At 73.3% G+C, this 14271-nt stretch carries 11 protein-coding genes; 6 read left to right on the top strand and 5 right to left on the bottom strand.

The genetic code is table 11. The annotated features are described in order from the left end of the window. Positions 1 to 2 precede the first annotated feature (2 nt). Complete coding sequence (locus NGK70_RS23115; protein ID WP_251970798.1) at positions 3 to 1022, top strand: 4Fe-4S binding protein; 1020 nt, start codon at positions 3 to 5, stop codon at positions 1020 to 1022. Further along, positions 1022 to 3025 (top strand): nitric oxide reductase activation protein NorD, encoded by a 2004-nt coding sequence (locus NGK70_RS23120; protein WP_251970799.1) that lies wholly within the window; start codon positions 1022 to 1024, stop codon positions 3023 to 3025. The genes NGK70_RS23115 and NGK70_RS23120 overlap by 1 nt, the downstream gene beginning before the upstream one ends. Positions 3026 to 3050: 25 nt before the next feature. Here NGK70_RS23120 and NGK70_RS23125 read toward each other — a convergent pair whose 3' ends face one another. Then, on the bottom strand, positions 3051 to 4298 hold the full coding sequence (locus NGK70_RS23125) for an MFS transporter (protein ID WP_251970800.1): 1248 nt from the start codon (positions 4296 to 4298) through the stop codon (positions 3051 to 3053). A 182-nt stretch (positions 4299 to 4480) separates the two neighbouring features. Between NGK70_RS23125 and NGK70_RS23130 the strand changes: the two genes are divergently transcribed. Together NGK70_RS23130 and NGK70_RS23135 are read left to right on the top strand one after the other, a co-directional pair. After that, positions 4481 to 5977, top strand: a complete 1497-nt coding sequence (locus NGK70_RS23130) for a glutamate-cysteine ligase family protein (protein WP_251970801.1) — start codon at positions 4481 to 4483, stop codon at positions 5975 to 5977. An 11-nt stretch (positions 5978 to 5988) separates the two neighbouring features. Beyond that, on the top strand, positions 5989 to 7131 hold the full coding sequence (locus tag NGK70_RS23135; protein ID WP_251970802.1) for a M14 family metallopeptidase: 1143 nt from the start codon (positions 5989 to 5991) through the stop codon (positions 7129 to 7131). Positions 7132 to 7153: 22 nt separating this feature from the next. On the opposite strand, the gene NGK70_RS23140 is transcribed toward NGK70_RS23135, so the two are convergent. Next, positions 7154 to 8065 carry a Crp/Fnr family transcriptional regulator gene (locus NGK70_RS23140; RefSeq protein ID WP_251970803.1) on the bottom strand — a complete coding sequence of 304 codons (912 nt, stop codon included), beginning with the start codon at positions 8063 to 8065 and terminating at the stop codon, positions 7154 to 7156. Between the two features lie 147 nt (positions 8066 to 8212). On the opposite strand from NGK70_RS23140, the gene norR reads away from it, so the two are divergent. Both norR and ccoG read left to right on the top strand, forming a co-directional pair. After that, a complete protein-coding gene (norR, locus tag NGK70_RS23145) occupies positions 8213 to 9832 on the top strand; it encodes a nitric oxide reductase transcriptional regulator NorR (protein WP_251970804.1) in 1620 nt (539 codons plus the stop codon). Between the two features lie 201 nt (positions 9833 to 10033). Then, on the top strand, positions 10034 to 11488 hold the full coding sequence (ccoG, locus tag NGK70_RS23150) for a cytochrome c oxidase accessory protein CcoG (protein WP_251970805.1): 1455 nt from the start codon (positions 10034 to 10036) through the stop codon (positions 11486 to 11488). Positions 11489 to 11527: 39 nt separating this feature from the next. Here the strand turns inward: ccoG and NGK70_RS23155 are convergent, their stop codons facing one another. The 3 genes from NGK70_RS23155 to NGK70_RS23165 all read right to left on the bottom strand — a co-directional run bounded on the left by NGK70_RS23155 (position 11528) and on the right by NGK70_RS23165 (position 14269). Beyond that, positions 11528 to 12712, bottom strand: coding sequence for an HPP family protein (locus NGK70_RS23155; RefSeq protein WP_251970806.1), 1185 nt, complete (start codon positions 12710 to 12712; stop codon positions 11528 to 11530). Between the two features lie 82 nt (positions 12713 to 12794). Then, a complete protein-coding gene (ubiT, locus tag NGK70_RS23160) occupies positions 12795 to 13289 on the bottom strand; it encodes a ubiquinone anaerobic biosynthesis accessory factor UbiT (protein WP_251970807.1) in 495 nt (164 codons plus the stop codon). Beyond that, positions 13286 to 14269, bottom strand: coding sequence for a U32 family peptidase (locus NGK70_RS23165; RefSeq protein ID WP_251970808.1), 984 nt, complete (start codon positions 14267 to 14269; stop codon positions 13286 to 13288). The genes ubiT and NGK70_RS23165 overlap by 4 nt, the downstream gene beginning before the upstream one ends. Positions 14270 to 14271 lie beyond the last annotated feature (2 nt).

The following is a 14271-nucleotide window of genomic DNA, read 5'->3' on the forward strand; positions in this document are numbered from 1 at the left end:
CCTTGGCTGCTCCTGCCTCCTCCTCCTTGCCCCTGCAGCGTCGCCGTCGCCTCTTTCAAGTGGGCTTCTTCGCCCTGTTCCTCGTCGCGCCCATCCTCGACTGGCTGCGCTTCGACCTGAACCAGACGCAGCTGTGGTTCCTCGGCCAGCGCTGGTCACTGGGCATCGATGACTTCCTGGCCGGGCGCCTCAGCGCCAACGAAGCCGCACTCTCGATCCTGCTGCGCGCCTTCCTGCCCGCGATTCTGCTGATCGCCACCTTCCTCGGCGTGGCCTGGCGCTACGGGCGCCTGTACTGCGGCTGGCTGTGCCCGCACTTCTCGATCGTCGAGACGCTCAACCAGACCCTGCACCGCGCCAGCGCCAAGTACAGCCTCTGGGACCGCAAGCGCACGCCACGCGCCGACCGTGCCCCGCAGCGCCGCTGGTGGCCGCTGTTCTTCCTCGGCTGCGTCGCCTTCGGCTTCCTCTGGAGCATCACGCTGCTGAGCTACCTGCTGCCGCCGGCCGAGCTCTGGAGCAGGCTGTTCAGCGGCAGCTCCACGCCCAACCAGGCGCGCTTCCTGGCCATCGGCACCGCCGTCTTCACGCTCGAATTCGCGCTGGCCCGCCACCTGTTCTGCCGCTTCGGCTGCGCCGTGGGCCTGTTCCAGAGCCTGGTCTGGATGGCCAACCCGAAGGGCATGGTCGTGGCCTTCCAGCGCAGCAAGGCGCGCGACTGCCGCAGCTGCAGCACCACCGCCTTCCCCGACGGCGCCGCCTGCGACGGCGGCTGCCCGATGCGGCTGAACGCCCGCAACATCAAGCGCATGATGTTCTCCTGCGTGCAGTGCGGCCAGTGCCTGAGCACCTGCGAAACCTCGCAGACCGCCCACCAGCGCGAGCCGCTGCTGACCTGGCAGATCGGCGCCGACGCGGTGGCCGAGACGCTGCGCCAGCGCCGTGCCGAGCTGGACGCCGACCGGCAACCCCCATCCCAACCCCGGTCCCACCGCCCACCAACGACTACCGAGGTGCCCTGATGGAAGAATGGGTCGGCCAGCAATGGCATCGCTTCATCACCCGCGCCGCGGACCGCAACCATGCCCCCGCCGCAGTGGCCCTGCCCGACATGGAGCGCGCCATCGGCATGCTCTTCCGTGCCGGCGGCGGAGCGAGCGCGGTGCGGGTGTCCACCGCCGCTGCCCAGCGCATCGGCGGCGCGCGCGGCCTGCTGCAGCGCATCGCCGGCAGCGGCACCCACGCCGAGCTGCCCCGGCTGGAGCCCGAGACCCTGGCGCTGCCGGCGCGCATCGCCGTCTTCCCCGACCCCGAACTCAACCGTGCGCTCTACCTCTGGCTGGCCGCGCTGGCCGCCAGCGGGTCTGACGGCCCTGCGTTCGACGGTGACGACGACGGATTCGACGCCACCGCCACCGGCTGGATCGGCCTCAACCTGCGCGCCACCCGCCGCGCGCTGCAGCGCTTCCCAGGCCTGCGCGGCCGCCACGCCCGCCTCGTCGAGGCCCAGCTCGCGCTGCGCCCCGAGCTGCAGCGCCTGCGCGGCGCAGCGGTGGACGCCGAGCGCGCCGTCCAGGCTGCCCTGCGCCAGGATCCGCTGGCACCCCAGCTGCCGCTTGACGCGACCGCTGCCCGGCTGCAGCCCGGCGACGTCGCCCCCGTGTGGCTCTGGCTCGAATCGGCCCCGGCGCCCGCACCAGCCGCCAACGCCCGCCAGGCCGGAGAGCCCGGTGAGGGGGGCGAGGACGCTGCCGGCCAGCAGGCTGCCACCCAGTCCGATCGCAAGCGCCGCCACGCCGAAGAGGTGAAGGACGAGCGCAACAACGCGCCGCTGATGATGTTCTTCCGCGCCGAGTCGATCCTCAGCTGGGGCGACTTCGTCAAGGTCAACCGCGCCAGCGACGAGGACGAGAACCCCGACGCCCTGGCCGCCGCCGACGACATGGAGGCCATCGCGGTGGCACCTGACGGCGAGCGGGCCGCCTCGCGCGTCAAGTTCGACCTCGACCTGCCCAGCGCCGCCGCCGACGACAGCCCGCTCGGCCCCGGCATCCGCCTGCCCGAGTGGGACTGGAAGCGCGGCGTGCTCCAGCCCGAGCACTGCAGCGTGCAGTGCCTGATCGCCCACCCCGGCGAGCCCTTCACGCCCACCCCCGCGCTGCGCGCCACCGCCCGGCGCGTGCGCCGCCGCCTGGAGGTGCTGCGTGCCGCGCCGCGCCCGGCGCGCGCCCAGCCCGACGGCGAGGAGATCGACCTGGACGCCTGGGTGCGCCACCAGGTCGAAGGCGGCAGCGGCGCCCCGCGCAGCGCCGCCCCGTCCGTCTACACCCGCCGCGTGCGCAGCGAGCGCAGCCTCGCCACGCTGCTGCTGGCCGACCTGTCGCTGTCCACCGACGCCTACGTCTGGAACGGCGGCGGCCACGCGCCGCGCAGCTCGGCCTCCAGCAAGCTCTGGAAGATCGGCAGCCGCGTCGATGCCGTGGCCGAGGCCGCCAGCGCCGCCCCAGAGCAGCGCGTGATCGACATCATCCGCGAGGCGCTGTACGTCTTCGGCGAGGCCCTGCACGCCGGCGGCGACCCCTTCGAGATGCTCGGCTTCAGCTCGGTGCGGCGGCAGAACGTGCGCATCCAGCACCTCAAGGGCTTCGACGACGCCTGGAACGAGCCGGCGCGCGCGCGCGTCGGCGCCATCAAGCCGGGCTACTACACCCGCATGGGCGCGGCGCTGCGCTACGCCACCCTGCGCCTGGCCGAGCGGCCCGAGCGCCAGCGCCTGCTGCTTATCCTCACCGACGGCAAGCCCAACGACCTGGACGTCTACGAAGGCCGCTACGGCCTGGAGGACACCCGCCACGCCGTGCAGTCCGCTCGCGAAGCCGGGCTGACGCCCTTCTGCGTCACCATCGACGAAGCCGCCAACGACTACCTGCCCATGCTCTTCGGCCAGCAGGGCTACGCCCTGGTGCACCGCCCGCAGGACCTGGTGCACCGGCTGGCGCAGGTGTACGCGGGGCTGACACGGTAGGCCTACCCACGGCCCGGGCCAGCGTTCAGCGCGGTGTCACGGGATCGATCGCCCGCAGCGCAACGGCGATCCACCCCGCCAGCCCCAGCCCCAGCAGCGACGCGGTCCCCGTCACCCCCCAGGTCCACTGCCAGCCCCCAACGGCCGCGGCCACCGCCGCGACCAGCGGCGGGCCGGCGAACTGGCCCAGGGACGACCACTGCTGCACCCAGCCGACCGTGGTCGACACAGTCTGCTCGCTCGGTGACAGGCGCACCGCCAGCGAGAACAGCGCCCCCGGGATCAGCCCGCCCACCGACGAAAAGACCAGCACCGCGGCATAGCGCAGCACCGGGCGCCAGGCGCCCTCGCCCGCCGGCAGCGCAAAGGCGATGAACGCGCCCAGCGCCATCGCCACATAGCCGATCACCAGCAGGCGCGGCGCACGCCAGCCCCGCCACAGCAGCCGGCCGGCGCCGACGTTGCCGAGGATGTTGGCCGCCGAGGCCAGCGCGGTGAGTGACCCGGCCACCGGACCGGCCAGCCCCGCCTGGGCGTAGATCGACGGCAGGAAGCCGATCACCGCCAGCCACTGGCTGGAGTAGGCGGCAAAGGCGAGCGCCACCAGCCAGGGCCCGCGCGAGCCGAGCGTCAGGCGCAGCCGCTGCGCCCAGCCGTTTGGCGCCGCAGCAGGGGCCGCAGCCGCCGGAGACGGGCGCACCGTCCGCGGCGGATCGGCCGGCACCGCACGCACCAGCCACAGCGCCATCACCGCACTCCAGGCCGCCAGCAGCCACCACCACAGCGGCCAGCTGCCGGCGCCCATCACCCAGGGCCCGGCGAGCAGCGCCAGCGCGGTGCCGGTGGGCATGTAGGCGCCCCACAGGCCGAGCCGGCGGCTCAGGCGCTCGCCGGGCACCAGGCGGCGGATCAGGCTGGGCGCAGGCAGGGAGGCGAGCAGGAAGCCGCAGCCTTCCGCCGCGCGCAGCAGCAGCAACTGCGTCGGCGTGTCGGCAAAGCCCCCCAGCGCACTGGCCACGGCCAGGATCACCAGACCGGCGAGCATGCTGCGCCGCAGGCCCAGGCCATCGGCCGTCAGCCCCACCACCAGGCCCAGCGCCATGCCGGCCACCTGCACCAGCGAGAGCAGGAAGCCCGCCTGCAGCAGCGTGACGCCCAGCGTCTCGCGCAGCAGCGGCAGCGCCGGCGGCAGCTTGCCCACGTGCAGCGCGGCGGTGACGCCGGCCAGGATCACGACCAGTTCCGGCGAGAGCAAAGGGGTATGGCGGGGCATCAGGCGGCAGACTTCAGACTTCAGCGGGGAGCGTGCGGTCAACGACCGGCAGGTGCGGAACCGAGCTTAGCCGGCCAGGGGGCTTGATGACCATCAAGCGGCGCGCGGGCTCGCCTGCGCCATCGGCCAGCGCTGGGCGGACGATAGGCGCAGCCGCCAGACCCGAACGAGGAGCCACCGCCATGGGCCAGGAGATCAGCGCCAGCGAGTTCAGCGCCGACGATGTCGCCCGCTTCGAGCAGGCCCTGCGCGCCGAGACGGCGCTGGCGCGCGAGCTGTTCGCCCGGCATGGCTATGCGCCGCGCACGCGCATGGCGGGCTTCGAGCTGGAGGCTTGGCTGCTGGACCACAACGGCTTCCCCAAGCCCTGCAATCAGAGCTTCCTGGCGCGCATGGCTGACCCGCTGGTGGTGCCAGAGTTGTCGCGCTTCAACATCGAGCTCAACGGCACGCCGCGGCCGCTGCAGGGCGCGGCGCTGTCGCTGCTGGAAACCGAGCTGGCCAACACCTGGGCACGCTGCCTGGCCAACGCCCAGGCGGACGAGGCCACGGTGGTGGCCATCGGCACGCTGCCGACGCTGCGCGAGGCGGACCTCGACCTGGCCAGCATGACGCCCGCACGGCGCTACCTGGCGCTCAACCAGCAGGTGCTGGCCGCACGCGGCGGCCGGCCGCTGCGCCTGCGCATCGCGCCGGGGCAGGCCACCGACGATGCCGCCCGGGGTGCGCTGGACACCAGTCACGCAGACGTCATGCTGGAGGCCGCCACCACCTCCTTCCAGGTCCACCTGCAGGTGCCGGCCGCCCAGGTGGCACGGCACCTCAACGCCTCGATGATCCTCAGCGCGCCGCTGGTGGCGCTGGCGGCCAATGCGCCCTTCCTGTTCGGCCGCGCGCTCTGGCACGAGACGCGCATCCCGCTGTTCGAGCAGGCGGTGGATTGCGGCGAGGGCAGCGACGACAGTGACGGCGCCGGCCTGCCGCACGACCTGGGCCGGACCGACCTGGCGCACCTCGGGCGGCGGCGCGTCAGCTTCGGCAGCGGCTACGTCGGCACCGACCCGACCGAGCTGTTTGCCGACAACCTGGCGCGCTACCCGGTGCTGCTGCCGCTGGTGAGCGAGGAGCCGCCGCAGCGCTTTGCCCACCTGCGGCTGCACAACGGCACGCTGTGGCGCTGGAACCGGCTGCTGATCGGCTTCGAGCCCGACGGCCGGCCGCACCTGCGCATCGAGCAGCGCGTGATGCCCGCTGGCCCGAGCGTGGCCGACATGATCGCCAACGCGGCCTTCTACTACGGCTGCGCCCACATGCTCGCCACTGCGGCGCAGCCACCCGAGGCGCAGTTGCCCTTCGACGCCGCGCGGCGCAACTTCTACCTCGCCGCCCGCGACGGCCTGGGCGCGACGATCCGCTGGCTCGATGGCCGCGACCACCCGGTCACCGAGGTACTGGCCGAGCTGCTGGCGCAGGCGCGCGAGGGCCTGGCCCGGCTGGACATCGACACCGCCGACCGCGAACGCAGCCTGGACCTGCTCGCCGCGCGCCTGCGCACCCGCCGCAACGGTGCGGCCTGGCAGCTGGCCCACCACGCCCGCCACCACGACTTCTTCCACCTCACCGCCGACTACCTGGCGCACCAGCGCAGCGGCCGGCCGGTGCACGAGTGGCCCCTGTAGAAAATCGCCTGATGCCTGTGATCGCCGACCTCGCTGCTGCTGCACCCCTCACTCCGCCCCCGCCCCTCACCCGCCTCGACCTGACCCGCCTGGCGGATCTGCCGCCCGGGCTGCTCGACACCCGGGCGAGCGACCTGCATCGCCTGTTTCCCGGCCCGCTGCTGCTGCACCTGCCCGGCCAGCGCCGGCCGGAGCTGTTCGTCTCGGTGCTGCTGCATGGCAACGAGGACGTGGGCTGGGTGGCCCTGCAGCAGGTGCTGCGCCACGCGCTCGCCCACGGCCGGCAGGAGCTGCCGCGTGCGATGACGGTGCTGGTGGGCAACGTGAGCGCCGCCCGCCACGGCCTGCGCCGCCTGGACGGCCAGCCCGACTACAACCGCGTCTGGCCCGGCGGCGAGAGCGCTCTCGGCACACCCGAGCAGGCGCTGATGGCCGAGGTGCACGCCCGGATGCGCGAGCGGGCCGCGGCCGACGGGGGCGCGCTCTTCGCCGCCATCGACCTCCACAACAACACCGGGCTGAACCCGCACTACGGCATCGTCAACCACCTGGACGCGGCCAGCCTGCACCTGGCGCGCATGTTCGCGCGCACCGTGGTGCTGTTCCGCGGCGTGCCGGGCACGCAGACGGCGGCCTTTGCGCCGCTGTGCCCGGCCGTGGCCGTCGAGTGCGGCAAGCCCGGCGTGCCGGCCAACGAGGCAGCCGCGGCGCGCTTCCTCGACGCCTGCCTGCACCTGGCCGAGTTCCCCGCCCACCCGCTGCGCGAGAGCGACATCGACCTATACCACACCGTCGCGCTGGTGAAGGTGCGCGAGGACGTGCGCTTCGCCTTCGTCGGCGAAGACGACGACCCTGCCTCCGCTGCCGCCGACCTGCTGCTCGACGCCCGCCTGGACCACCTCAACTTCAGGGAGCTGGAAGCCGGTGCCGCGTTCGGCCACACCCGCCACCCGATGCCGCTGGACGTGCGCGACGAGGCCGGCACCGACGTGGCCGCCGCCTGCTTCCGCACCGAGCAAGGGCGCCTGCGCCTGGCGCTGCCCCTGATGCCCGCGATGCTGACCCTGGACGAGCGCGTGGTGCGGCAGGACTGCCTGTGCTACCTGATGGAGCGCGTACCGTTCGAGCGGGTGCAGGCGGCCGGCGCCGCCTGAGCACCTCGGTCGACCCGGCCGATCAGCCGGCCAGGCGCTGCCCCCGTGTGCCGGCAAACGACTGGCGCGCACTGCCGCCGCGCTGCGCGGGGTAGGCGATGGCCTGCAGCGCCGGCAGGTCCAGCAGCGTCAGCTCGTAGCCCTGCACCTTGACGATGCCGGCATCGGCCAGGCGGCGCAGCGCCCGCGAAAAGGTCTCCGAGGTGGTGCCCAGCTGCGCGGCAATCGCCTGCTTCAGTTCGGTGAGCACCAGCTTGGGTGCGGCCATGCCGCCCAGGCCGCCCAACCCACCCAGCCCGTCGAGCGCCCCTTCGACGCGGCGCAGCAGCCAGCGCGCCAGCCGGGCCGGCACGTCGGCGGTGACCACGTCGTGCAGGGTGTCGCTGAGCGTGCGCACGCGGCTGGCCAGCTGCTGGCTCACCGCGCGCATCAGCTCGGGGTCCTGCGCGGCGGCGTCGAAGAGGGTGCGCAGCGGGATGGCCAGCAGCTCCACCGGGGTGCGGCACTGCGCGGCGTCCACCCAGGCGGGCGACTCCGACAGCGCACCGGCCACGTCGAGCCACTCGCCCGGGCCGATCATGTGCTTCTCCACGAAGCCGCCCTGCTCGGCCAGCCAGCCCAGCGACATGCGCCCGCGCCGCAGCAGCCACCAGGCCGGCACCGGGTGCACCGGGCCGCCCGGCAGGTCGAGGTTGCCGATGCCGTGGCGCACCACGAGGCTGTGGGTGCGCAGCCGCTCCAGCGTGGCCTCGCTCGGCCGGGCCGGGGCGAAAGCACGCCGCAGCAGCGCGATGTCCGGGTGGGCTCGCACCGGCAGCCCGGCGAGGTCGGGCACCGCCCAGGCCTCGCGACCGGGCGACGGCAGCGGGCCATCGGCCAGCAGCGGCCGGGCAGGAGCGTCTTGACGGGTCCAGGTGAGGGGCGAGGTCTGCATGGGAAACATCCTTTGCGTCGATGCACCCTTACAGGGCAAGACCCGGGCCAGGCATCTTCCACGTGAGATCAACGAGTTAGCTCGGCATGGGTCTTTTTTACCATCATCCGAAGAAGGTATAATTCACCACAGAGGGTGATTTAGACCATGACGGAATCCCATCTGCTGCGTGACCTGGCGGTCTGGCTGCCGGCGGCGGTGCGGCTGCAGCATGTGGTCGACCACCTGAGCGGCGCCTTCGACTGCGACGCGGTGGCCCTGCTGGCGCTGGAGCCGGGCGAGCCGCCGGACTGCCTGCGCCCGCTGGCCACGGTGGGGCTGGTGCGCGATGCCCTGGGGCGGCGCTTCCGCCTGCACGAGCAGCCGCGGCTGGCGGCCATCCTGGCCAGCGCCGAGGTGGTGGCCTTTGAGCAGGGCAGCCGCCTGCCGGACCCCTACGACGGCCTGATCGACGCGCGCCAGGGCCAGCCCCTGCCGGTGCACGACTGCATGGGCATCCGCCTGATGCAGGACGATCGCCCCTGGGGTGTGCTGACGCTGGACGGCCTGACGCCCGGGCGCTTCAACGCCGCCGCCCACGCCGCGCTGCGCCAGGCCGCCCTGTGGGTGGAAGCCGCCGTGCGCGTGACCCGCCTGGAGCGCGAGAACCACGCCCTGCGCCACGGCCGCGACTGGACGGTGCGGCCCCAGGAGGATGCCCCGGCGCTGGCCATGCCGGCCGACGCCGACTGGGAGATCACCGCGCACAGCCAGGCCATGCGCCAGCTGCTCAAGGAGAGCCGCGTGGTGGCCGAGAGCGACCTGCCGGTGCTGCTGCTGGGCGAGACCGGCGTGGGCAAGGAACTGTTCGCGCGCCGGCTGCACCGGCTCTCGCCGCGGCACGAGAAGCCGCTGGTGCAGGTCAACTGCGCCGCCCTGCCCGAGACGCTGGCGGAGAGCGAGCTGTTCGGCCATGTGCGCGGCGCCTTCTCCGGCGCCACCGGCGAGCGCGCCGGGCGGGTCGAGGCCGCACAGGGCGGCACGCTCTTCCTCGACGAGGTGGGCGAGCTGCCGCTGCCGCTGCAGGCCAAGCTGCTGCGCACGCTGCAGAACGGCGAAATCCAGCGCCTGGGCTCGGACCGCCCGCGCAAGGTGGACATCCGCATCGTCGCGGCCACCAACCGCGACCTGCGCGCGGCGGTGCGCGACGGCCACTTCCGCGCTGACCTGTACCACCGCCTGTCGGTCTACCCGCTGCCGATCCCGCCGCTGCGCGAGCGCCGCGACGACGTGCTGCCGCTGGCCGGGCGCTTCCTGGAGCTCAATCGCGCCCGCCTGGGGCTGCGCAGCCTGCGCCTGTCCGCCGAGGCCGAGCGCGCGCTGCTGGCCTACGGCTGGCCGGGCAACGTGCGCGAACTGGAGCACGTGATCGGCCGCGCCGCGCTGCGCGCCGCCGGCCGGCTGGAGGACCGCCACCACATCGTCACCCTGGGGCTGGACCTGCTCGGCCTCGATCCGCTGGAGCAGCCAAGCGGGTCGCCCATGGGCACGGCAGCCGGCACGCGCGCAGCCCTGCCCGATGCTGCGGCGTCGCTGCCCGCCCACCTCGCCGCCAGCCTCACGGCCACGACCCTGAAAGAGGCCACCGACGCCGCCCAGCGCGCCTGCGTGCAGGCCGCCCTGCAGGCCTGCGACGGCAACTGGGCCGCCGCCGCACGGCGCCTGGGCGTGGACGCGAGCAACCTGCACAAGCTGGCCCGCCGGCTGGAACTGAAGCCGCTGCGCTGACCTGCCGGCACGGCGGTCCGCACGCGCCACAACGCCTGCCGAAACGCAAGCCAGCGGGCAGAGGCCTGGGGACATTCCCGGTTTAGGGACAGGGCGCCGATACACTTCGGCGCCTCGCCAGCCCGCGCTTGCCGCGCCATGCGAGCCCCTTGCCATCGCCCTGACGCGTGCCCATCCGCGTCCCCATCCACGCCCCACTCCATGACGCCACCGCCCGGCCCCGCCGCGCCCGCCACCTCGCCAGTGGCCTCGCCAGCCGCCACGACCTCCCTGTTCCAGGCAACCGCCAAGATCTACCCGCGCGCCGTCAGCGGCGTGTTCGCGCGCTGGCGCTGGATCATGGTCTGGGTCACGCAGATCATCTTCTACGGCGTGCCCTGGCTGAGCTGGAACGACCGCCAGGCGGTGCTGTTCGACCTGGAAACGCCGCGCTTCTACCTCTTCGCGCTGGTGCTGCAGCCACAGGACCTGATCTTCCTGGCCGGCCTGCTGGTGATCAGCGCGCTGGCGCTGTTCTTCTTCACCGCCGTGGCCGGGCGGCTGTGGTGCGGCTACGCCTGCCCACAGTCGGTCTACACGCACATCTTCCTGTGGATGGAGCTCAAGACCGAAGGCGACCGGCTCGCCCGCATGCGCCTGGACCAGCAGCCCTGGGGCCTGGACAAGCTGCGCCGCAAGGGCGGCAAGCACGCGGCCTGGATCGCCTTCTCGGCGGTGACCGGCTTCACCTTCGTGGGCTACTTCCTGCCCATCCGCGAGCTGGCCATGCAGGTGGCCACGCTGGCGCTGACGCCCTGGGCCACCTTCTGGATCGTCTTCTACGGCTTTGCCACCTACGGCAACGCCGGTTGGCTGCGCGAGCAGATCTGCACCTACATGTGCCCCTATGCGCGCTTCCAGAGCACGCTGCTGGACGGTGACTCGCTGGTGATCGCCTACGACACGGCGCGCGGCGACCCGCGTGGCTCGCGCTCCAGGAAGGCCGACCCGAAGGCGCTGGGCCTGGGCTCGTGCATCGACTGCACGCTGTGCGTGCAGGTCTGCCCCACTGGCATCGACATCCGCGACGGCCTGCAGGCCGAGTGCATCGGCTGCGCCGCCTGCATCGACGCCTGCGACGACGTGATGGACAAGATGGGCTACGCGCGCGGCCTGATCCGCTACGGTACCGGCAACGGCGTGGCCCAGGGCTGGACGCGCCAGCAGCAGCTCGCCCGGGTGATTCGCCCGCGCGTGCTGATCTACGGTGCGCTGCTGGCGGGCTCGCTGGCGGCCTTCGGCTACGGCATGGCGATGCGCCCGGTGGTGGGCATGGACGTGATCCGCGACCGCGGCATGATGGCGCGCATCGGCGAGACCGGCCGCATCGAGAACCTCTACCGCGTGCAGCTGATGAACCGGCGCGAGACGGCCACGCCCTACCAGCTCGGCGTCGAAGGACCGAACGGCCTGAAGGGGCTGAACGGCCTGGCGCTGGACGAGCCGCAGGTCTGGACCCTGCAGCCCGGCGAGGTGCGCTCCTACACCGTGCGGCTGTCGCTGCCCGCCGAGGCCGCTGCCACCCCAGGCGCCCACCCCGTCACGCTGACGCTGGCCAGCCCGGGGGTGCAGGGTATCGCCGTGCGCGAGGCCACCACCTTCCTCGTGCCGCGCTGAATCTGCTCGGGAACACGCGGCCAGGCACCCGCCGGCCGATCAGCCCGCCTGCGCCCGGTACAGCGCGGCCACCAGGTCCGACTGCGTGACCATGCCGACCAGCCGCCGCTCGGCGTCCACCACCGGCACGTGGTGCAGGCCCAGGTCGGACAGCCGCGGCACCAGCTCCACCACCACCGCATCGCTGGCCACGGTGTGGACCGGGTGGGCCATGATCTGGCCGACCACCTCCGGCTTGTCCGAACTGGGCCCAGGGGTGGCGTTCAACAGGCGCCGCACCCGCTCGCCGAAACTGCGCGGGTCGCGCGGGTCGAGCCTTGCCTGCTTGATGAAATCGATCAGCGTGACGATGCCGATCACCCGGCGCGCCCGGTCCACCACCGGCAGCGCCTTGATGCGGTGAACGTACAGCAGTTGCCAGGCCTCCTCCAGCGGGGTGCCGAACTCGGCGGTCACCAGGTCGCGAGACATGATGTCCACGCATCGCACGCTGCCGAAGCGGCGCTGCCAGGCCTGTGCCTGGGCTTGGCGCAGCAGGTCCTCCAGTGCGTCGCGGTCGATGTCGACCAACTGGTTGAAATCGCGCAGCGCGGCATCCAGGTCGGCTCGCGTCAGGCCGATGCGGTCCTGCGGTGCGGCGTCGCGGGTCTGGTGCCGGTTGTCGTGGACCGGCGGCGTGTGCGCGCGTTGCGGCGCCGTGGCACGGCGATAGAGCTTGGCCACCGCGACCAGCAGGGCGGCATTCAACCCGACGGGCACGAAGGCGAAGCCCCAGCCCAGCGCATGCACCGTTGGCCCGCCCAGCACGGCCACCAGGGCGGTGCCGCCACCCGGCGGGTGCACGCAGCGCAGCGGGAACATCAGCAGCAGCGCCAGGCCCACCGCCGCCGCGGCCGCAGCCGGCCCGGCGCCCCAGGCCTGGTACACGGCGGTGCCCACCAGCGCTGCGACCACGTTGCCGGCCAGCGCCGGCCAGGCCTGCGCCAACGGGCTGCTGGGCACCGCGAAGAGCAGCACCGCGGATGCGCCCATCGGCGCCGCCAGCCAGAGGGCGCCACCCTGCCCCCCCAGCAACCACCAGCCCACGCTGCCCGATACGCCCACGCCCAGTGCCGCGCCGAGGCTGTCGCGCAGCCGCTCGCGCCAATCGACGGTCTGGCGCTGCAGGCCGAGGCGCTGCCACCATCGCAGGCGGCGCTCAGAAGCGGCCGTTTGGGCAGGCATGGGCGGCTGGTGCGAAGACGTCATGCGCGATTCTTGCACCAACAAGGTGCGTCGCGCCTGGATGAGCCTGCGTGCCCCGGCGTCAATTCGAGCCGCGCTCCCAGAGCGGGCCGATCGCGTCGAGCGAGTTCTTGAGCACCAGGCCGAGCTCGGTGTCACCCTCCATCACCAGCTCGCGCTCGAAGAAGAGCCGGTCCGGATCCTCCTCGCCACGCGCCAGCCGCAGGAAGCCGCCCGCGGTGGCCCGGATGCACAGCGCACACTCGCCCTGCTCGGCCGCTGCCGAGAAACCACCCGGCCCGAGCAACAGGCGCACGCGCAGGCCGAAGTCGCTGACATGCAGCGCCACAATGCGGCCCTGCAGCGCGCGCCGTGCATCGTCAGGCAGCCGGTGCAGCAGCCAGCGGTTCAGCGCCAGCGCGGCCAGTGTGGAAGGCGGCGCGCTCGGCAGGTGCTCGACCAGGTCACAGATCCGGCGGTGAATCGCCCCCAGTGCCACGGGCAGGCCGGGCGGCAGCGGGCGTGTGGCGGCACCGGCGAGGGGCACCGAAAGGGATGTGGCGGGCATCGGGTTCATGCGGTGACACTCCATTCCATCCCGGCTCGGCGCCGGGCGTATCCATTGGCAAAGGGCCCGGGCACGCCGAGTGCGGCCCAGCTCGCCAGGCGCTCGGCCGCCTTGGCCCCCTGGTTGGCCACGGCGTGGAAGTCCTCCACCACCCGGGCAAAGCCACGCGCACAGGGCGACAGCCGCAGGCGGCTCACCCCGGCGGCGCGCAGCGCCTCGCGCTCGCCGAGCAGGCACTGCACCGCGGCCGACTGGGTCTGCGTGCCGTTGAGCACCAGGAAGGCCCGCGCCTCGCTGGTGTCCATCGCCAGGCCGTCCGGATCCTCGATGCAGCGGAAGCCGCACTGATCCTTGGGCAGGTGGTGGTGGCGCGCTGTGAAGCAACGCGCCGAAAAGGCCAGCGGCACCCGGCCGAAGGCCCAGGCCTCGGTCTGGACGGGCGCGCCCGCCGGGGTGCACACCGGGTCGGCGGCCGGATTGATGGCAGCGATGTCGTCCAGCGGCAGCTCCACCGGCGCCACCCAGCGGCCCAGGCCCATCCCGGCGCCCAGCGCGGCGTGCTCGACCAGCGCGGCGCGGCTGTAGATGTTCAGGTGCGGCCCCAGCACCAGCGGCACGCGCTCGGCCAGCAGGTGCAGCGCGGAGGCGTCGGCCGCCTCGACGGCGAAATCGGTCTGCTCGGCCTGGCGCTCCAGCAGGCGCAGGTCGGCCTCGGTCTCGATCAGCGCCTGGGCGGCCAGCACCACCGTCTTGCCGGCGGCGGCCAGGTCGGCCCCCAGCGCCAGCCAGTCCGGCAGGCGCAGCTCGCGCCGGCGCGCGCAGACCACCTCGCCGATCACGATGGTGTCGGCCGGCGTCTCGACCGCCTCGGCGTAGAAGTCCATCAGCGCCTGGCGCGGCCAGTGGTAGAGCACCGGGCCGATGGTCAGGCCGAAGCGGCCCGGCTCGGCAGGGGCGTCGGTGCCCGCAAGGGAAGCGGAGGTCGGCATGT

It is taken from the genome of Sphaerotilus microaerophilus (assembly GCF_023734135.1).
In the GTDB taxonomy this organism is placed as follows: Bacteria; Pseudomonadota; Gammaproteobacteria; order Burkholderiales; family Burkholderiaceae_C; genus Sphaerotilus; species Sphaerotilus microaerophilus.

Coding starts and splice junctions, on each gene's coding strand:
- NGK70_RS23120 (WP_251970799.1), top strand. CDS start 1,022: ATGGAAGAATGGGTCGGCCAGCAATGGCATCGCTTCATCACCCGCGCC.
- NGK70_RS23125 (WP_251970800.1), bottom strand. CDS start 4,298: ATGCCCCGCCATACCCCTTTGCTCTCGCCGGAACTGGTCGTGATCCTG.
- NGK70_RS23130 (WP_251970801.1), top strand. CDS start 4,481: ATGGGCCAGGAGATCAGCGCCAGCGAGTTCAGCGCCGACGATGTCGCC.
- NGK70_RS23135 (WP_251970802.1), top strand. CDS start 5,989: ATGCCTGTGATCGCCGACCTCGCTGCTGCTGCACCCCTCACTCCGCCC.
- NGK70_RS23140 (WP_251970803.1), bottom strand. CDS start 8,065: ATGCAGACCTCGCCCCTCACCTGGACCCGTCAAGACGCTCCTGCCCGG.
- norR (WP_251970804.1), top strand. CDS start 8,213: ATGACGGAATCCCATCTGCTGCGTGACCTGGCGGTCTGGCTGCCGGCG.
- ccoG (WP_251970805.1), top strand. CDS start 10,034: ATGACGCCACCGCCCGGCCCCGCCGCGCCCGCCACCTCGCCAGTGGCC.
- NGK70_RS23155 (WP_251970806.1), bottom strand. CDS start 12,712: ATGCCTGCCCAAACGGCCGCTTCTGAGCGCCGCCTGCGATGGTGGCAG.
- ubiT (WP_251970807.1), bottom strand. CDS start 13,289: ATGAACCCGATGCCCGCCACATCCCTTTCGGTGCCCCTCGCCGGTGCC.
- NGK70_RS23165 (WP_251970808.1), bottom strand. CDS start 14,269: ATGCCGACCTCCGCTTCCCTTGCGGGCACCGACGCCCCTGCCGAGCCG.